Origin of the sequence: Pseudomonas sp. MWU16-30317 (genome assembly GCF_020515695.1) — a bacterium.
Classification (GTDB): Bacteria; Pseudomonadota; Gammaproteobacteria; order Pseudomonadales; family Pseudomonadaceae; genus Aquipseudomonas.
Window position 1 is genome coordinate 240,568 of the sequence record NZ_JAIWJA010000005.1, and the last position, 19,609, is coordinate 260,176.

The window sequence follows — 19,609 nt, forward strand, 5'->3', positions numbered from 1 at the left end:
GTGGGCTTTGTAGTCAGTCTGTGGATCTTACTTGGTCGGGGCTTCGGTTTTGCTGCCGTCTTTGTGCCACTCGTAGACCACGAACTTGAAGTCTTTCAGGTCGCCCTTGGCGTCGAAGCTGAGGTCGCCGGTCGGAGTCTTGAAGGTCCCGGCGTGGATGGCTGCCGCCACCTTGGCGGTGTCTTCGCTCTTGGCCGCTGCGATACCGTCAGCGATCACTTCCACCGCTGCGTAAGATGGGAACACGAACGGGCCGCTCGGGTCTTCCTTCTTGGCTTTGAAGGCCTCTACCAGTGCCTTGTTGGTAGGGTCCTGATCGAAGGATTTCGGCAGGGTCACCAACAGACCTTCCGACGCGCTTTGGGCGATCTGGGAAATTGAAGCGTTACCGACGCCTTCAGGCCCCATGAACTTGGCCTTCAGGCCCTTTTCCTGGGCCTGGCGCAGGATCAGGCCCAGCTCGGGGTGGTAGCCGCCGTAGTAGACGAAGTCGACGTTGGCTTGCTTGAGCTTGGCGATCAGCGAGGAGAAGTCCTTGTCGCCGGCATTGATGCCTTCGAACACCGCTACTTTCACGCCTTTGCCTTCCAGGGTCGATTTGACCGCGGTGGCGATGCCTTCACCGTATTGCTGCTTGTCGTGGATGACCGCGACGATCTTCGGCTTCACCTGGTCGGCGATGTAATTGCCGGCGGCCGGGCCCTGGGCGCTGTCCAGGCCGATGGTGCGGAACACCATCTTGTAGCCACGGGCGGTGATGTCCGGGCTGGTGGCGGCCGGGGTGACCATGATCACGCCTTCGTCTTCGTAGATATCGGAAGCCGGCTGAGTGGAGCTGGAGCACAAATGGCCGACCACGAACTTGACCCCGTCGTTGACGACCTTGTTGGCGACCGCGACCGCTTGCTTGGGATCGCAGGCGTCATCGTATTCGACCGCTTCGAGCTTCTTGCCGTCTACGCCGCCTTTGGCGTTGAGCTGCTCGATCGCCATTTTAGCGCCGCTGAACTGCATGTCGCCGTATTGCGCGACAGCACCCGTCTTGGGACCGACAATGCCGATCTTGATGGTGTCGGCGGCGAACGAATGACTGGCAACGCCGGCCAATACCATAGCGGCGAACAGCTTGGAAATCTGCTTGTGCATAATGCTCCACTCTCGTGTTTTAGTTTTTATAGTTCTGGCGGCCAGGGCTGCCGAACCGGGTAGGTCTCGGCCCGTATCGAAAGCACTTTGCTCCCTTTACCAAGGCGCTCCGACTCCCCCGACTTTTTCACCGAGGGCAGTGTAGAGCGCCGGTTTACGCCTTGAAAAGCGGCGAATGGCGAGCGCGATACGGGTGTCGCTAAATCGACACAAAGTTACAGAAACACGGCGCCGCTATCGATTTCAGCCCGCCAAAAGCCCTTTGTGCAACAAGGACTTGCCCATGGCTGGCAAGCAATTCGACCCGGCAGGTGAACCGTCCCCGACGGCGTGCACACCTTTGCCGTTTTAAACGCTGTAATCAATGCTGGATTTGCAACCGGGTTTTGCCGAAAGCGCGCCGACGTTATGATTGCGCCTTCGTTTATTCGGTGAGACCCATGACAGAACAACCTAGCACCCTCTATGCCAAGCTACTCGGCGAGACCGCCCCGATCAGCTGGAAAGAACTGCAACCCTTCTTTGCAAGGGGCGCCCTGTTATGGGTCGACCCCGGCCTGGATCTGGTCGCCGTGGCCGAGTCTTTTGCCTTGGATCAAAAGGAGCCGATCGCTGCCTGGTTGGAGGCCGCAAAGGTTGAAAAGGTGTCTGACTCGCGGGCTCTGGAGCTGCATGACGGCGCTCCAGACCTGTGGGCGGTGGTGGTATCGCCCTGGATACTGATCCAAAACAGGGCGTCATGATCTTTAGAGCCCTGTTGTGGTGCGAAAAAAACGTAGGTGTCCGGCTCAGCGGTTGGGCGTCTTGCCTACGATCGACAGGGTCGGCGGCGGCGCGGAGGGTGGGGGTGGACGTTTCTCGACCTGGCCTAGCAGTTCACGCAGCTGCGCCATGGGCACCGGATGCCCGAGCAGGAAGCCCTGTGCAAAGTCGCAGCCATACTGTTTGAGCATTTCGTATTGCTCTTCGGTCTCCACACCCTCGGTAATCACCTGCATGCCCAAGGTGTGGGCCATGGCAATGATCGCCTTGACCACTTGCATGTCGTAAGGCGCGGGCGAGGTGTTCTGGATAAAGCTGCGGTCGATTTTCAGGGTATTGAGCGGCAGGCGCTTAAGGTAGGCCAAGGACGAATACCCGGTGCCGAAGTCATCGATCACCAGCGATACACCCAGTGCCTCGATGCTGCTCAGCACCTTGATGGCGGCATCGATGTTGAGCATCACTGCGTTTTCGGTAACTTCCAGTTCCAGTCGTTGTGGCTTGGCGCCGGTATCGGCCAGGGCCTTGGCGATTTCGTCCACCAGCGACTCGCGCTTGAGGTTGAGCGCCGAACAATTGAGGGCGATGCGCAGCTTGTCGTGACCCAGGCGCTCCAGTTCGCCGAGGTCCAGGCAGGCGCGGTGCAGTACCCAGCCGTCCAGTTCGGCGATCAGGCCGTTGGTCTCGGCAATGCCGATAAAGGCGTCTGGGCTCAGCAGGCCATGCTCGGGATGTCGCCAGCGCACCAGGGCTTCGAGGCGGGTAACCTGGCCGCTGCGCAGGTCGAAAATAGGCTGGTAGAACAGTTCAAGCTCCTGTCCGCCGCGCAAAGCCTCACGCAACTCGGCTTCCAGATGCAAGGCCATGGAAGCCTTGCTGCGCAGGTCCTCGCTGAAAAAGTGCGCGCTGTTGCGCCCGTTTCCCTTGGATTGATAGAGCGCCAGGTCGGCGTTTTTCAGCAACGCTTCGGTGCTGTTGCCGTCATCCGGGAACAGACTGATGCCGATGCTGGTGGTCATCACCATGCGCCTGCCAGCCAGTTCGATGGGGTTTTTCATGGCGGTCATGATGCGCTGGGCCATCATCCGCGCCTCGTCCCGGGTACGCAGGCTCAGCAGCACGCAGAACTCATCGCCGCCAAAGCGCGCGACCACATCATCCTGGCCGCGGGTGGCGTTGCGCAGCAGATTCGCGATTGCCTTGAGCAGCTCGTCACCGGCGTCGTGGCCGAGGCTGTCGTTGATCCGCTTGAAGTGGTCGATATCGAGGAACATCACCGCCAGCATGCCCCCCGTAGCTCGGCGCTCCTGCAGTTTGTCAGCGAACAATTGATCGAAGCCGCGGCGGTTGACCAGGTTGGTCAGGCCGTCGTAGTGGGCCGCCTGCTGCAGTGAGACCTGGGCCTGATCGAGCTGGTTGAGCATGGCGGTGGCGTGGCGCAGGTCCTGTTCCTTGCTTTGCAGCTTTTTGTCGGCGAGGGCGGCGTTGATGCACAGGGCCATGATCAGCAGGGTGATCGCGGCTACGGTGATGCCCAATTGGGTGCCGTTGGAGGTGACGTTGCCATGCATGTGCAGGTCGACCGGCATGGCCATGGTCAGCGCCCACATACCGGTAAAGTGGGTGCTGATGATGCCTGCCGCCATCAACAAGGTCGCGGCGTATTTGCGCAGCTCTGCATAGCGCCCACTGGGATAGCGAAAGCGTCGCGTCAACACCAGTGCGGCGAAGCTCACGGCAATGGCGATCACGATCGACAGCGCGAACAGCCAAGGGTCGTAATAGGTTTGGGCATTGGAGCGCATGGCCGACATGCCGTAGTAGTGCATCGCCACGATGCCCAGGCCAAGGATGACCGCCGCTTGCAGGTATTGGCCGCCGTTGAGCGTCGCGCGCTCGAGACTGCGCAACGTCGCCAGGCTGGCGATCAGCGCAATCAGCAATGAGACAATGGTGATGGGCAGATCGTAATGCACTTCCATCGGCGCCATGAACGCCAGCATGCTGATGAAGTGCATGCCCCAGATGCCACCCGCCAAACAGGCGGCACCGGCCCAGCGCCAACGGCGGCGAGTGCCTGGATGTTCGGCTTGTTGCAGGCGTTCGGCGATATCGAGGGTGGCAAAGCTGCCAGCGCAGGCGACCACGTAGGCCAGTAACACCAGAAAGGGGTCGTGCGTGCAATGCAGGAGCATCTGCCCCTGTTCGGGGAGCGCACCGGTGAAACGCAAACCAAGCCAGTCCATAGCGCGCCTCGTACAGCCTGTACGTTTTTTAAGGCGAGTATACCCAGCACCCTCGCGGTGATGGCGAAGTGGCTTCAACTATTTCGGAATAAGAACGGCTTTCTCAGAAGCACATTACACCCGTGGGGGCGAACTCTGCTCTCGTAGCTTTCAAAGGCTTTAGGAGCAGAGCTTCCCGCAGGTGTTGATGTGCAGCTTAGCCGGCTACCAGCACGCGGATGGCCTCGAGGCGCAGCGCCGCCTTGTCGAGCATGGCCAGGCCTTGCTCGCGCTGGGTGCGCAGGGCTTGCAGCTCACTGTCACGTACGGTCGGGTTGACCGCTTGCAAGGCAGTCAGGCGCGCCAACTCTTCATCGGTTTCTGCCGCCAGGCGGCGCTGGGCCTCGGCCACACGTTCGGCATGCCGTGGGGCGACCTTGGCTTCGCCGGCGTTGATACGCGGGGTCAGCTGGTCGCGCTGGGCCTGGATGAACTTGTTGGCGCTGGCCTTGGGTACGCTCTCGAGTTGGTCGTTGAGGGTCTCGAAAGACACCCGTCCGGCCAGGTCGTTACCGTTGGCATCCAACAGGCAGCGCAATGCCGCCGGTGGCAGGTAGCGGCCCAATTGCAGCGAGCGTGGCGCCACCACTTCACTCACATACAGCAGTTCGAGCAGCACCGTGCCTGGCTTGAGGGCCTTGTTCTTGATCAGCGCGACGGCGGTGTTGCCCATCGAACCAGCCAGTACCAGGTCCATGCCACCCTGCACCATGGGGTGTTCCCAAGTGATGAACTGCATGTCTTCGCGGGACAGCGCCTGATGACGATCGTAGGTGATGGTCACGCCTTCGTCGTCACCCAGCGGGAAGCTGGCGTCGAGCATTTTTTCGCTGGGCTTGAGGATCAGCGCGTTCTCGGAGTGATCTTCGCTGTCGATGCCGAAGGCGTCGAACAGGGTTTCCATATAGATCGGCAGGGCGAACTGATCGTCTTGCTCCTCGATGGCCTCGACCAGTGCCTGGCCTTCGCCGGCGCCACCGGAGTTGAGCTCCAGCAGGCGGTCGCGACCGCCATGCAGCTCGGCCTCCAGGCGTACGCGTTCAGCGAGGGCTTCGTCAACCAGCACTTGCCAGGCCTCGTCGTCACCTTCATCCAGCAGTGGCAGCAGGCGTGGGCCGAACTGGTGCTGCAGGGCGTTGCCGGTCGGGCAGGTATTGAGGAAAGCGTTGAGGGCCTGGTGATACCACTGGAACAGGCGCTCTTGCGGGCTGTTCTGCAGATAGGGCACGTGCAGCTCGATGATGTGCTTCTGGCCGATCCGGTCGAGACGGCCGATGCGCTGTTCGAGGAGATCGGGGTGCGCCGGCAGGTCGAACATCACCAAGTGATGGGCGAACTGGAAGTTGCGACCTTCGGAGCCGATCTCCGAACAGATCAGCACCTGGGCGCCAAACTCCTCGTCGGCAAAGTAGGCCGCAGCGCGGTCGCGCTCCAGAATGCTCATGCCTTCATGGAAGGTGGTGGTCGGAATGCCGGAGCGCACGCGCAGGGCGTCTTCGAGGTCCATGGCGGTTTCGGCATGGGCGCAGATGACCAGGACCTTCACGCGCTTGAGCATCTTCAGAGTATCGATCAGCCACTCGACCCGTGGGTCGAAGCGCCACCAGCGGGTTTCTTCGCTGCTGTCGGCCTGCGCCTGGAAGGCCACCTCCGGATACAGCTCGGCCTTTTCGCCAATCGGCAGTTCGAGGTATTCATCCGGGCAGGTCAACGGATACGGGTGCAGCTTGCGCTCGGGGAAGCCTTGCACGGCGGCGCGGGTGTTGCGGAACAGCACGCGGCCGGTGCCGTGGCGGTCGAGCAATTCGCGGATCAGACGCGCGCTGGCTTCGGCGTCGCCATCGTTGACCGCGGCCAGCAGGGCATCGCCCTCGGCACCCAGGAAGCCCTGGATGGTGCTGTGCGCGCCAGGCGACAGGCGACCTTGTTCGAGCAGTTCCTGCACAGCTTCGGCCACTGGGCGATAGTTTTCGCTCTCGGCGCGGAAGGCAGCCAGGTCGTGGAAACGGTTGGGATCGAGCAGGCGCAGGCGCGCGAAGTGGCTGTCCTGGCCCAGTTGTTCCGGGGTCGCGGTGAGCAGCAGTACGCCAGGGATGACCTCGGCGAGCTGTTCGACCAGCGAATATTGCGGGCTGGCCTTTTCTTCATGCCACACCAGGTGGTGCGCCTCGTCGACCACCAGCAGGTCCCAGCCTGCGGCGAACACGGCATCTTGAGCTTTTTCGTCTTCGGTCAGCCACTCCAGCGAAACCAGCGCCAGTTGCGCGTCTTCGAAGGGGTTGCTGGCGTCGCTCTCGATAAACCGTTCGGCGTCGAACAGGGCAACCTGCAGGTTGAAACGCCTACGCATTTCAACCAGCCATTGATGCTGGAGGTTTTCCGGGACCAGGATCAGTACCCGATTGGCGCGCCCCGACAGCAACTGGCGATGGATCACCAGGCCGGCCTCGATGGTCTTGCCCAGGCCTACTTCGTCGGCCAGCAGTACCCGCGGGGCGATACGGTCGGCCACTTCGCGGGCAATGTGCAATTGGTGGGCGATCGGTTGCGCGCGCACGCCACCCAGGCCCCAGAGCGAGGACTGCAATTGCTTGCTGGTGTGTTCGAGCGTGTTGTAGCGCAGCGAGAACCAAGGCAATGGGTCGATCTGCCCGGCGAACAGGCGGTCACTGGCCAGGCGGAACTGAATGAAGTTGGAGAGCTGGGTTTCCGGCAGCACGCAGGTCTGGTTCTGGCTGTTGAGGCCATGATAGACCAGCAGGCCGTCGACGTCCTCGACCTCGACGACCGTGAGCTTCCAGTTCTCGAAGTGCGTGATGACGTCGCCTGGCGAAAACCGCACTCGGGTGAGCGGGGCGTTGCGCAGGGCGTATTGGCGAGTCTCGCCAGTCGCCGGATAGAGTACGGTCAACAAGCGGCCGTCCTGTGCCAGAACGGTGCCTAGACCTAACTCGGCTTCGCTGTCGCTGATCCAGCGTTGCCCCGGTTGATACTGCTGCGCCATGCTGCCTGACTCCCGCCCTAAAAAGCCGACTATTCTAACGGATAGGGACCCCGAGGGCCAAAGACTCTGGTCAGAAACATGGCAATGAGCTCGGTTATCTTCTGTCGGAGTGGGGCTCTGCCCACGAATGGGGCTGTGCGGTGCCCCGGCTGACGCCTTCGCGAGCGAAGCCCGCGCCTGCAGGAAGCGACCGGCGGTGCAGTGAAAGTGTGATCCAGGTAACGATATTGATACAAGGTGCGACAAATAGACTCAAGTCGCCTCATGCGCTGCCGACAGCCTTGGCGACAGGAGACCTAAACGATGATACCGCCCCATTTACCGATCAGCGCCTTGCCCGTGACGTCGCAACTGGATCCCGTGCGCCAGCCGCCCGCGATCCCTCCGGTGGCGCCGGTTCAGGCCAGTCCGGGGAATCCGACGCTCGAATTTCGTCAGCGCGATCAGGACGAGACCGCGCAGCGCCTGCATGAAGAATTCCAGCGCCAATATCGCGAGCGGCGCGGGGAGGGCGAGGAAGAGGAGCACGCCGAGCCCGAGGAGCCCGAGGCCTATCTGCCGATGCCCGGCTACGAACTCAACCCCGATGACACGGTGCCGGTGGCGCCGCTGATCGACAACGAGCCGCGCCAGGGCCTGTTGATCAATATCGAGGTCTGACGGCGGGGCTGGTCAGCGGCCCGAGCAGCCCGCATTATGAGTGCATCCCGAAATCGAAAACCGATGTGCGATGACCATGAGCGATGATCCGAACCTGATCGACTTTTCTGCCGAACGCGCCAAGCGCGTGCATGACCTCAACGAAAAACGCCTGAAGGAAGTCCGTCAGGCGTTCGAGCAGGCGCTGCCGCTGGGCAAAGGTGCCAAGAAAGCGAAGAAGAAACCAAAGAAGAAATGACCCGTGGTCACCTTGATCCAGGTCAATGTCGCCCCGCTGCCCTGCGGTTATTCTTGCCCCATGCACTCGCAAACAGGCACGCAAGGCATTTGGGGCGACTTCGGTCGCCTTTTTTTTCGTCTGGATTTTAGTGCCGATCAACCCACCTGAATCGCCGGCAGCGTCGCCAAGGTCACGGTCTGCTGCTTGCGCGGCGCGAGGATTTCCGCTTCGCCGTCCACCACCAGCTCATCGCGCTGATTGAAGACGCGAGTAGCGATGCGCACGCGAAATTTCGGCAGTTTTTCGAGAATTTCCAGGCGCACGGTCAGGGTGTCGCCCAGTTTGACTGGCTTCTGGAAAGTCATCTGCTGGCCCAGGTAGATGGTCCCCGGCCCAGGCAGTTCGCAGGCCACTGCCGCGCTGATCAGGGCGCCGCTGAACATGCCGTGGGCGATGCGCTCCTTGAACATGGTGGCGGCGGCGAATTCGGCATCCAGGTGCACGGGGTTGCAGTCACCCGACATGGCGGCGAACAACAGGATGTCACGTTCCTCGACGGTCTTGCTGAAGCTGGCGGTCTGGCCGACTTCAAGCGCTTCGTAGGGCGTGTTGGTGACTTGTGTCATGGAGAAGAATCCTTCGCTGAACGTGAAAAGCCGCGATGCACCGTGCATCAGGTGGACACGGTAGTGGCAGCGGTGACGAAAACTGCTTTGAATGGTTGAGACGTCCGACCAAGCGCAGTGGAGCACATTGGCGATGCCTCTATATTAAATAGATTCACGATGTTAATAGTGAAGCATTGCCTGTGGGACTGTTCGTGCTGACCTGCTAACGTCCTGAACGCTGCGCTGTGCTTGCCCTGCATGGGGTTCGGCAGGTGTCTGCGCGGCCTGAGGACAATAATAATGAATGCCGATTTCTGGAACGACAAACGCCCTGCCGGTGTGGACTCGTCCATCGACTTGACTGCCTATCGCTCCGTGGTCGAGGTCTTCGATCGCTCCTGTGAACGCTTTGCCCAGCGCCCGGCGTTCAGCAATCTGGGTGTAACGCTCGATTACGCCCAGCTCCAGGCTCACGCCCGTGCCTTCGCCGGCTGGTTGCAGCAGCACACCTCGCTGCGCCCCGGTGACCGCATCGCCATTCAGATGCCCAACGTGTTGCAGTACCCCATCGCCGTGTTCGGTGCGCTGCTGGCCGGGCTGGTGGTGGTCAATACCAACCCGCTGTACACCGTGCGCGAGATGCGCCACCAGTTCAAGGATGCCGGGGTGCGCGCGCTGGTCTACCTCAACCTGTTCGGCGACAAGGTCGAGCAGGTGTTGGATGACACGGATATCGAATTTCTCATCGAGGCAAGGATGGGCGACCTGCTGCCGGCGCCCAAAAGCTGGCTGGTCAATCTGCTGGTGGCCAAGGTGAAGAAAATGGTGCCGCTCTATCACCTGCCGCAGGCCGTCAAGTTTCGCCAGGTGCTCCACGCGCAACTACAGGCCGTTGCGGTAGCGGTCGGCCAGGATGACACCGCGGTACTGCAATACACCGGCGGTACCACCGGTCAGGCCAAAGGCGCGATGCTCACCCACGGCAACCTGATTGCCAACATGCTGCAGGTGCAGGCCTGTTTTTCCCAGCGGGGCGAAGGCGGCGAGCGGATGATCGAGCCGGGGCAGGAGGTGATGATCGCGCCGCTGCCGCTGTACCACGTGTATGCCTTCACGGCCAACTGCATGTGCATGATGGCCAGCGGCAATCACAACGTGCTGATCACCAATCCACGGGATATCGGCGGCTTTATCAAGGAACTGAAAAAGTGGCGGTTCACCGGGCTGCTGGGGCTCAACACCTTGTTCGTCGCCTTGATGGATCACCCGCAATTTCGCAGCCTGGATTTCTCCTCGCTGAAGGTCACCAATTCCGGCGGTACGGCGTTGTCCACCGCCACGGCCGAGCGCTGGGAGGCGCTGACCGGTTGCCGTATCGTCGAAGGCTATGGCTTGACCGAGACCTCTCCCGTGGCCTGCGCCAACCCCTATGGCCCCAGCGCGCAATTGGGCTCGGTGGGTATCCCGCTGCCGGGCACTGCCGTCAAGGTCATCGATGACCAGGGCGTCGAGCTGGCGCTGGGCGAGCGCGGCGAGTTGTGCATCCAGGGCCCGCAGGTGATGAAGGGCTATTGGAACAATCCCCAGGCGAGCGCCGACACTCTGGACAGCGACGGCTGGTTGAAGACCGGTGACATCGCCATCATCAGCAGCGACGGCTTCGTGCGCATCGTCGACCGCAAGAAGGACATGATCATCGTCTCGGGCTTCAACGTGTACCCCAACGAAGTCGAAGAGGTGGTGATGGGCCATCCCAATGTCGCCAGCTGCGCCGCCATCGGCGTTGCGGACTCGCGTACCGGCGAGGCGGTCAAGCTGTTCGTGGTGCCGCGCGGGGCGGGCCTCGACCTCGAGGAGTTGAAGCAGTTCTGCAAGGCTAACCTCACCGGCTACAAGGTCCCGCACCAGATCGTCCTGCGCGAGAGCCTGCCGATGACGGCGGTGGGCAAGATCCTGCGTCGGGAGCTGCGGGACAAAGGTTGACCGCTTGCATGCTCGTAATGGGTAGGACCGGGCAGAGCCCTGTCCTACAGTGTGGTGCTTTTACTTTAAATATGACCAGATATTAATATTTGGTTCCGAGTATGACCATTAAGCCCTGCTCGGCCCTCTGGTGGCCGTTTTGCAAAGCTGCTACTCTCGGCCGCGCTTTGGCTCTATCTCGCTGTTGTGGGAGAGGCCGAACGACACTTTTAATAATAGCCGCATCAAATGCGGTGAGTCTTTGCAGTGGCTGGAGGAGCGGGGTTCGATGATCGACAACTTCTGGAAGGACAAATATCCGGTGGGCATCGCCGCCGATATCGATCCGGATCAGTATCCGAATATCCAGGCAGTGTTGCAGCAGTCCTGCCAGCGTTTCGCCGACAAGCCGGCGTTCACCAACCTGGGCAAGACCCTCACCTACGGCGAGCTCTACGAGCTGTCCGGCGCCTTTGCGGCTTACCTGCAACAGCACACCGATCTGCAGCCCGGCGATCGCATCGCCGTGCAGTTGCCCAACGTGTTGCAGTATCCGGTGGCGGTATTCGGCGCTATCCGTGCCGGGCTGATCGTGGTCAACACCAACCCGCTGTACACCGCGCGGGAAATGGAACACCAGTTCAACGATTCCGGCGCCAAGGCGCTGGTGTGCCTGGCCAACATGGCGCATCTGGCACAGAACGTGGTGCCCAAGACCAAGGTCAAGCACATCATCGTCACTGAAGTGGCCGATCTGCTGGCGCCGCTCAAGCGCCTGCTGGTCAACAGCGTCATCAAGTACGTGAAGAAAATGGTGCCGCCGTACCACCTGCCCACCGCCGTGCGTTTCAACGACGTGTTGCGCAAGGGCCATGGCCATGCGGTGCGCGAAGCCAATCCGCAGCATGACGATGTAGCCGTGCTGCAGTACACCGGTGGGACCACCGGTATTGCCAAGGGCGCGATGCTCACCCATCGCAACCTCATCGCCAACATGTTGCAGTGCAAGGCGCTGATGGCCTCCAACCTCAACGAAGGTTGCGAGGTGGTCATCACGCCATTGCCGCTCTACCACATCTACGCGTTCACCTTCCATTGCATGGCCATGATGTTGATCGGTAATCACAACATCCTGATCAGCAACCCGCGGGACCTGCCAGCGATGGTCAAGGAACTGTCGAAATGGAAGTTCAGCGCCTTCATCGGCCTCAATACGCTGTTCGTGGCGCTGTGCAACAACGCTGAATTTCGCGCGCTGAACTTTTCCTCGTTGAAGGTCACCCTGTCCGGCGGGATGGCCTTGCAGCTGGCCGCCGCTGAACGCTGGCGGGAAATCACCGGTTGCCCTATCTGCGAAGGTTACGGCATGACCGAAACCAGCCCGGTGGCGAGCGTCAACCCGATCCAGAAGATTCAGGTGGGCACCATCGGCATTCCGGTACCCTCGACGCTGTGCAAGGTGGTCGACGACAGCGGTCAGGAATTGTCCTTCGGTGAAATCGGCGAGCTGTGTATCAAGGGCCCGCAGGTAATGAAAGGCTACTGGCAGCGCCAGGAGGCAACCGACGAAATCCTCGACAGCGAAGGGTGGCTGAAGACCGGTGATATCGCCTTGATCCAGGAAGATGGCTACATGCGCATCGTCGATCGCAAAAAGGACATGATCCTGGTCTCGGGTTTCAACGTGTATCCCAACGAGCTCGAAGATGTACTGGCTTCGCTGCCAGGCGTGCTGCAGTGCGCGGCCATCGGTATTCCGGACGAAAAATCCGGCGAAGTCATCAAGATCTTCGTGGTGGTGCGCCCAGGCATGACCCTGACCAAGGAGCAGGTCATGGAGCACATGCGCGCCAACGTCACCGGCTACAAGGTGCCCAAGTCCGTGGAGTTCCGCGATGCGCTGCCGACCACCAACGTCGGCAAGATCCTGCGCCGCGAGTTGCGCGACGAAGAGCTGCGCAAGCTGGGGCTGAAGAAGATCGCTTGATCGGATCGTGCGGCGATGCGCAGGGCCTGTTCGCGAGCAAAGCTCGCTCCCACGGTGGTACGGTGTACACCTGTGGGAGCAAGGGCGCGCGTTCGGCGGCGAAGAGGTCGGTACAGCCTGCGCACATTCCCCCACGCCCACGTCACCGGGCATTTCTGCGATAATGCCCGATCACGGTGAAATGCCCTCCTGTAGAAGACTCCGACGTACCTGATGACCCTCCAGACTCCCGCTACCGGCGACCTGCTCAATACCCTCGACCATGCCATGATCGGCGATCGCAACCGCCTGCGACGCCAATTGCTGGAACTGCGCAAAAAGCCCGATGAAGGCAAGCTGGCGCAGTGGGTCGAGAAACTGCAGGCCTCGTGCGCCCGGGTCACGGCGCGGCGCGACAGCGTGCCGACGATTCGCTACGACGACAATCTGCCGATCGCCGCCAAGCGCGACGAGATCAAGAAGCTGCTGTCCGAGCACCAGGTGCTGATCATCGCCGGCGAGACCGGCTCGGGCAAAACCACCCAGTTACCGAAGATCTGCCTGGAACTGGGCCGCGGCCAACATGGCCAGATCGCCCACACCCAGCCTCGACGGATCGCCGCACGCAGCGTCGCCGCACGAGTCGCCGAAGAACTCGCCACCCCGCTGGGGGGGCTGGTGGGCTATCAAGTACGCTTCGAAGACCAGAGCGACAGCAATACCTTGGTCAAGCTGATGACCGATGGCATCCTGCTGGCCGAAACCCAGCACGACCGCTTTCTGGAGCGCTACGACACTATCATCGTCGACGAAGCCCACGAGCGCAGCCTCAACATCGATTTCCTCCTCGGCTTCCTCAAGACCTTGCTGCCACGCCGCCCGGACCTGAAAGTCATCATCACCTCGGCGACCATCGACCTGGAGCGGTTTTCCGAGCACTTCGACAAGGCGCCGATCATCGAGGTGTCCGGCCGCACCTACCCGGTGGACACCTGGTACCGGCCGCTGACCAGCGAGCAGGACGAGGAGGGCAACAGCGTCGAGGAAGACCTCAGCGTCGACCAGGCAATCATCGCCACGCTCGATGAAATCGCCCACTTCGAACGCAGCAACGGCAAAGGCCCGGGCGACGTGCTGGTGTTTCTGCCCGGCGAGCGGGAAATTCGCGATGCGGCCGACATGCTGCGCAAGGCGCAACTCAAGCACACCGAAATCCTGCCGTTGTACGCGCGGTTATCGCCGGCCGAACAGCAGCGCATCTTCCAATCGCATCCAGGTCGACGGGTGGTGCTGGCCACCAACGTCGCCGAAACCTCGCTGACCGTGCCCGGCATCCGCTACGTGATCGACAGCGGCACCGCGCGCATCAGCCGCTACAGTTACCGTGCCAAGGTCCAGCGCTTGCCGATCGAGGCGGTGTCCCAGGCCAGCGCCAACCAGCGCAAGGGTCGTTGCGGGCGGGTCGAGCCGGGCATTTGCGTGCGCCTGTACAGTGAAGAAGACTTCAACGCGCGGCCGGCCTTCACCGATCCCGAGATCCTGCGCACCAACCTGGCGGCCGTGATCCTGCAGATGCTGCACCTGCGCCTCGGCGCCATCGACGCCTTCCCGTTCATCGAGCCGCCGGATGGCAAGGCCATTACCGACGGCTTCAATCTGCTGCAAGAGCTCTCTGCGGTGACCCGCGACAATCAACTGACCCCCATGGGCCGGCAGTTGGCACGTTTGCCGGTGGACCCGCGTCTGGGGCGGATGCTGCTCGAAGCCGCGCAGCAAGGCAGCCTCCAGGAAGTGTTGATTGTCGCCAGTGCGCTGTCGGTGCAGGACCCGCGCGAGCGCCCTCCCGAGCGCCAGCAAGCGGCGGACCAGGCCCACGCACAGTGGAAGGACGCCGATTCGGATTTCGCTGCATTGGTCAATCTGTGGCGCGGCTTTGAAGAGCAGCGTCTGGCCCTGACCGCCAGCCCGCTGCGCAACTGGTGCCGCAAGAATTTCCTCAACTACCTGCGTCTGCGCGAGTGGCGCGATGCCCACCGCCAGCTCGGGCTGATCTGTCGCGACCTGCAGCTGACCGTCAACAAGGACCCGGCCGATCATCCCAGAATGCACAAGGCGATCCTCTCCGGCCTGCTCAGCCAGATCGGCCAGAAAACCGAAGAAGGTGATTACCTTGGCGCTCGCCAACGGCGCTTCTGGATTCATCCGTCGTCAGGTATTGGCCGCAAACGTCCGCAATGGTTGATGGCCGCCGAGTTGATGGAAACCACCAAGTTGTACGCGCGGATGGTGGCCAAGATCGAACCGGACTGGATCGAGCCCCTGGCGCGCCATCTGGTCAAGACCAACCACTTCGAACCGCACTGGGAGAAAAAGCGCGGCCAGGTGGTGGCCTTCGAACAGGTCACGCTGTACGGCCTGATCATCATCGGTCGGCGGCCGGTGCATTTCGGCCCGGTGGATCCGGTCGCCTCGCGCGAACTATTCATCCGCGAAGGGCTGGTGCGTGGCGAGATCCAGTCGCGGGCACGCTGCCTGAGCGCCAACCGCGAATTGCTCGAGCAGCTCGATGCACTGGAAGCCAAGGCGCGCCGCCGCGATATCCTCGCCGACGAGGAGACCCTCTACGCCTACTACGACGCGCGGGTACCGGCGCAGATTCACCAGACGGCCACCTTCGACAGCTGGTACAAGGTCACCAGCCAGAAAGACCCGCACTTGCTGATCATGCGCGCCGAAGACGTGCTGGCACGCGAGGCCAGCGAAGTCACCGCCGCGCAGTACCCCGATACCCTGCGCCTGGGCGACCTGACCCTGGCCCTGAGCTATCATTTCGAGCCCAACCATGCCCGTGATGGCGTGACCCTGACCGTGCCCGCGCCGCTGTTGCCTTCGCTGCCAGGCGAGCGCCTGGAATGGCTGGTGCCAGGCCTGATCGAGGCCAAGTGCATCGCCCTGGTGCGCAACCTGCCCAAGGCGTTGCGCAAGAACTTCGTGCCGGTGCCGGATTTCGTCAAGGCCGCTTTGCAGCGCATGACCTTCGCCGAGGGCTCGCTGCCGCAGGCGCTGGGCCGCGAGTTGCTGCGGATGACGGGCGCGCGGGTCAGCGATGAGGCTTGGGCCGAGTCCGAGCAGCAGGTCGAAAGCCACCTGCGCATGAACCTCGAAGTGCTCGACGGCGCGGGCAAATTCCTCGGCGAAGGGCGCGATCTGGCCGAGCTGACCGCGCGTTTCGCCCAGGCCAGCCAAGCGGCGCTGGCGGTACCGGCGACGGCAAAAAACCAGAAGCCGGTGGAGGCCAAAGTCTTCGCCGCCGTGGCCGAGACCACCCAGCAGAACATCGCCGGGCTGTCGCTGACGGTATATCCGGCGCTGGTAGAAGAAGGCGGTACGGTCAAGGAAGGGCGTTTCTCCACTGCCGCCGAAGCCGAATTCCAGCATCGTCGCGCGCTGCAACGCCTGCTGTTGCAGCAGCTGGCGGAACCGGCGAAGTTCCTGCGCGGCAAGCTGCCGGGGCTGACCGAGCTAGGCCTGATGTATCGCGACTTGGGGCGCATCGACGCGCTGGTGGAGGACATCCTGCTGGCTAGCCTCGACAGTTGCGTGCTCGAGGGCGAGCCCATCCTGCCCCGCGACGGTGCCGGGCTGCTGTCGCTGGCCGAGCGCAAGCGCGGTGCCTGGGCCGAGCATGCCGAACGCCTGGCACGCTTGAGCCTGGAGATTCTCAAGCTGTGGCACGGGCTGCAAAAACGCTTCAAGGGCAAGATCGATCTGGCCCAGGCCGTGGCCTTGAACGATATCAAGCAGCAGTTGGGCAACCTGGTCTATCCGGGGTTCGTGCGTGAAACGCCTGGGCTGTGGCTCAAGGAGCTGCCACGGTTCCTCAAGGCCATCGAACTACGCCTCGAAAAACTGCCGGCCCAGGTGCAGAAGGATCGGGTCTGGAGTGGCGAGCTGTCCGGTTATTGGGCGCAATACGCCACACGCCTGGACAAGCACCGCCAGGAGGGCAAGCGTGATCCGCAGTTGGAGCTGTTTCGCTGGTGGCTGGAGGAGTACCGGGTGTCGCTCTTCGGCCAGCAGCTGGGCACCAAGGTGCCGGTATCGGACAAGCGTCTGAGCAAGCAGTGGAGCCAAGTGGAAGCCTGACCCCCCTGCAGGCAAGCGGGGGCGCCAGGGTTCAGGCAAACAGGCGAGTCGCGTAGGGCATGGCCGCGCGGTCGGTGTAGCCGACGGCGAGGAGCTTGCCGTCGGGTTGGGCAATCACGCTGGCGCCAATGGCGTCGAGAGTATCCAGACGGGCAACGCCCGCGACACCGAACTCGGGGTCGACGCTGCCATCCGCCATGAGGCGGGTGACCATGGCGCGCAGATAGCCCGATTGCATGTCCAGATAATCACCAATGAAAAACAGACGCCCTCTCGCGTCGATTCCCGCGTAAGTCAGGGCGGAGTAAGCGAGCCCGGGGATGTAGGCACCGTTGTCGCCAAAGTCGTCATCTTGCACGCCGCTGGCGCTGAAGCGCACAACGATGGCCCGCATACTGCTGCCGACACCGACGCCGAACAGTTCGCCTTGATCATCAACGACCAGATCGTTGATACGGAAGGCCTGACGGGTCAGGGCGAAGCCGTTGTCAGTGCCAAAGCCTGGATCCTTTATGCCGGCGTAGTCGACGCGGACGGCCAGCGCGGGATTGCTGCCTCCGGCCGCGCCGCCGGCCACATAGATCCAGTTTTCCTGCACGGCGATGGAGCGCAGCAACACGCTGTAGTCGTCCGATTGCAGCGCCGCCACACCTTGGTCGGCAAACGCTGCGTCCAGCCGACCTTCGGCGGTGATACAGAAGATCAGGCCGGCCAACCGAGGAGAATCGCCGATCCTTCCGGTAGCCACCACGTACAGCTTGCCGTGGGCCACACGCATGTCGAAGTTGACCTGATTGAAATCCTGCATCTGCCTGGACGGCGCCGCAAAGCGGGTATTGATGGCCAGGCCGGTAGTGCTGCACAGGGCCAGATTGGTTTCGAAGCGGATAGGGCCCATTGCGCATCGTGCCGTTGCCAGCACCTCGGCCAACACCAACTGACCGGTGCCATTGAATCGGGTCACACGCTGGCCCTGTAGGTCATAGCATGCGATGGCGGGGGAATATTGGCCTGGTAGATATTCGGTCATGCCGCCGATCATGATGGTCTGGTCAAGGATCGCGACACGGCGGCCTGGGGTGATGCCGTCGCCGACGTTGGAGCCGTAGCAGTCGCGAACGATACCTGCCGAGCCGAATGCCGGGTCGGCGATACCTTGATCGTCGATGACCGCCAAGGCGTACTCGCGCCCTTTGCTGAGAGCCAGGCAGGTGCGCGAGTGTTGCTGCCAATGGGTGACACCGTGCAATTGGAAACCATCCAGGCTCGCTAATACAGAGGCAGGATTGAAGCTGGCATCCGGGGTGCCGGGCAGGGCGTGCGGGTGGGTGTGATCGTGCATCAGGGGCATCCTTAATAGGTTCTAGGGTTCCATACCGGTGTGTGCCGGGCGGATGACTATTAAGTGCTCCGGGAGCCGTGCTTCCTATGGGGAAGTGATTCCCTGTTGACAGCCCTGGCGGCGCTCAAGGGGGCGCCGGATAGGCCGTCAATCGGGGCGGCGCTCAGTATTTTCTGGGGGAACAGCGTTGAGCGACGACCGACTCGGGCGGCGAACTTTGAAATTTACGGTAATAACATCCTGCTTTATGGACGACATCTACCGCTTTCAGGCGGGTGTAGTTTTGTAGGGCGGTTTTGCACAGGCGCGCGCATCGAAAGCGGATATGGCACACTTGGCAACTAATAACGAACAACATTGGCGTCATTCATAGAGGAACGATCGTGCATAACGTCGTCATCAGCGGTACCGGGCTCTACACCCCGGCCGACAGCATCTCCAACGAAGAACTCGTGGAGTCCTTCAACGCCTATGTGCACCAGTTCAACAGCGACAACGCCGCCGCCATCGAGCGCGGCGAGGTCGTCGCCCTCGGCGAATCCAGTGCACCGTTCATCGAGAAGGCCTCGGGTATCAAGAGCCGCTTCGTCATGGACAAGGCCGGCATCCTCGATCCCCAGCGGATGAAGCCGCGGTTGCGTGAACGCAGCAACGATGAGCCGTCGATTCTGTGTGAAATGGCCACCGCCGCCGCCGAGCAGGCCTTGCAGCGTGCCGGCAAGACCGCCGCCGATATCGATGCGGTGATCGTCGCCTGTTCAAACCTGCAGCGCCCCTATCCAGCGGTTGCCATCGAAGTCCAGCAGGCGCTGGGTATTCAGGGTTTCGGCTTCGACATGAACGTCGCTTGCTCCTCCGCCACCTTCGGCATCCAGACCGCCGCCAACAGCGTGCAGCTGGGCCAGGCGCGGGCGGTGCTGGTGGTTGATCCGGAGATCTGCACCGGGCACCTGAACTTCCGCGACCGCGATAGCCATTTCATCTTTGGCGACGCAGCGACCGCCGTGGTGGTCGAGCGCGCTGATCTGGCGACCTCGGCGCATCAGTTCGATATCGTCAGCACCAAGCTGTTGACTCAGTTCTCCAACAACATTCGCAACAATTTCGGCTTCCTCAACCGCACAGCAGAAGAGGGCATTGATGCCATCGACAAGCTGTTCGTGCAGGAAGGCCGCAAGGTGTTTCGCGAAGTCTGCCCGATGGTCGCCGAGCTCATTGCTCAGCACCTGGCCGAGAACGACATCGAGGTCAGCGCGGTGCGGCGCTTCTGGCTGCACCAGGCCAACCTCAGCATGAATCATCTGATCGTCAAGAAGCTGCTGGGGCGAGATGCCACGCTGGACGAGGCACCGGTGATTCTCGATACCTACGCCAATACCAGCTCGGCGGGTTCGGTGATTGCCTTGCACACGTATCAGGATGACTTGCAGGCTGGGGCGTTGGGCGTGCTGAGTTCTTTCGGGGCGGGGTATTCGATCGGTAGCGTGATCTTGCGCAAGCGTTGAAGC

Annotated in this window: 12 protein-coding genes; 7 read left to right on the forward strand and 5 right to left on the reverse strand. The window is 61.9% G+C overall.

Features of this window, described 5'->3' with window-relative positions; all coding sequences use genetic code 11:
* Nucleotides 1-27: 27 nt before the first annotated feature.
* Nucleotides 28-1,146, reverse strand: coding sequence for a branched-chain amino acid ABC transporter substrate-binding protein (locus LIX93_RS16355; protein WP_226505094.1), 1,119 nt, complete (start codon nucleotides 1,144-1,146; stop codon nucleotides 28-30).
* Between the two features lie 440 nt (nucleotides 1,147-1,586).
* Here LIX93_RS16355 and LIX93_RS16360 point away from each other — a divergent pair, with 440 nt between their 5' ends.
* The gene (locus tag LIX93_RS16360; protein ID WP_226505095.1) at nucleotides 1,587-1,889 is read left to right on the forward strand and encodes a DUF2288 domain-containing protein; all 303 of its coding nucleotides are present in this window, start codon (nucleotides 1,587-1,589) and stop codon (nucleotides 1,887-1,889) included.
* Nucleotides 1,890-1,934: 45 nt separating this feature from the next.
* Here the strand turns inward: LIX93_RS16360 and LIX93_RS16365 are convergent, their stop codons facing one another.
* Together LIX93_RS16365 and rapA are read right to left on the reverse strand one after the other, a co-directional pair.
* Nucleotides 1,935-4,154, reverse strand: a complete 2,220-nt coding sequence (locus tag LIX93_RS16365; RefSeq protein ID WP_226505096.1) for a bifunctional diguanylate cyclase/phosphodiesterase — start codon at nucleotides 4,152-4,154, stop codon at nucleotides 1,935-1,937.
* 196 nt (nucleotides 4,155-4,350) lie between these two features.
* A complete protein-coding gene (rapA, locus tag LIX93_RS16370) occupies nucleotides 4,351-7,197 on the reverse strand; it encodes an RNA polymerase-associated protein RapA (RefSeq protein ID WP_226505097.1) in 2,847 nt (948 codons plus the stop codon).
* 303 nt (nucleotides 7,198-7,500) lie between these two features.
* On the opposite strand from rapA, the gene LIX93_RS16375 reads away from it, so the two are divergent.
* Both LIX93_RS16375 and LIX93_RS16380 read left to right on the forward strand, forming a co-directional pair.
* Nucleotides 7,501-7,857, forward strand: a complete 357-nt coding sequence (locus LIX93_RS16375) for an aspartate-semialdehyde dehydrogenase (protein ID WP_226505098.1) — start codon at nucleotides 7,501-7,503, stop codon at nucleotides 7,855-7,857.
* 76 nt (nucleotides 7,858-7,933) lie between these two features.
* Complete coding sequence (locus LIX93_RS16380) at nucleotides 7,934-8,095, forward strand: hypothetical protein (protein WP_226505099.1); 162 nt, start codon at nucleotides 7,934-7,936, stop codon at nucleotides 8,093-8,095.
* Nucleotides 8,096-8,232: 137 nt separating this feature from the next.
* Here the strand turns inward: LIX93_RS16380 and LIX93_RS16385 are convergent, their stop codons facing one another.
* On the reverse strand, nucleotides 8,233-8,703 hold the full coding sequence (locus LIX93_RS16385) for a MaoC family dehydratase (RefSeq protein WP_226505100.1): 471 nt from the start codon (nucleotides 8,701-8,703) through the stop codon (nucleotides 8,233-8,235).
* A 282-nt stretch (nucleotides 8,704-8,985) separates the two neighbouring features.
* Here LIX93_RS16385 and LIX93_RS16390 point away from each other — a divergent pair, with 282 nt between their 5' ends.
* The 3 genes from LIX93_RS16390 (at nucleotide 8,986) to hrpA (ending at nucleotide 16,759) form a co-directional block, all read left to right on the forward strand.
* A complete protein-coding gene (locus tag LIX93_RS16390) occupies nucleotides 8,986-10,668 on the forward strand; it encodes a long-chain-fatty-acid--CoA ligase (RefSeq protein ID WP_226505101.1) in 1,683 nt (560 codons plus the stop codon).
* A gap of 268 nt (nucleotides 10,669-10,936) precedes the next feature.
* Entirely contained in the window at nucleotides 10,937-12,634 is a 1,698-nt protein-coding gene (gene fadD1, locus LIX93_RS16395; RefSeq protein ID WP_226505102.1) for a long-chain-fatty-acid--CoA ligase FadD1, read from the forward strand.
* A gap of 213 nt (nucleotides 12,635-12,847) precedes the next feature.
* Complete coding sequence (gene hrpA / locus LIX93_RS16400) at nucleotides 12,848-16,759, forward strand: ATP-dependent RNA helicase HrpA (protein ID WP_226505103.1); 3,912 nt, start codon at nucleotides 12,848-12,850, stop codon at nucleotides 16,757-16,759.
* A 31-nt stretch (nucleotides 16,760-16,790) separates the two neighbouring features.
* Here the strand turns inward: hrpA and LIX93_RS16405 are convergent, their stop codons facing one another.
* Nucleotides 16,791-18,101, reverse strand: coding sequence for a hypothetical protein (locus LIX93_RS16405; RefSeq protein WP_226505104.1), 1,311 nt, complete (start codon nucleotides 18,099-18,101; stop codon nucleotides 16,791-16,793).
* A 383-nt stretch (nucleotides 18,102-18,484) separates the two neighbouring features.
* Between LIX93_RS16405 and LIX93_RS16410 the strand changes: the two genes are divergently transcribed.
* Nucleotides 18,485-19,606 (forward strand): beta-ketoacyl-ACP synthase III, encoded by a 1,122-nt coding sequence (locus LIX93_RS16410; RefSeq protein ID WP_226505105.1) that lies wholly within the window; start codon nucleotides 18,485-18,487, stop codon nucleotides 19,604-19,606.
* Nucleotides 19,607-19,609 lie beyond the last annotated feature (3 nt).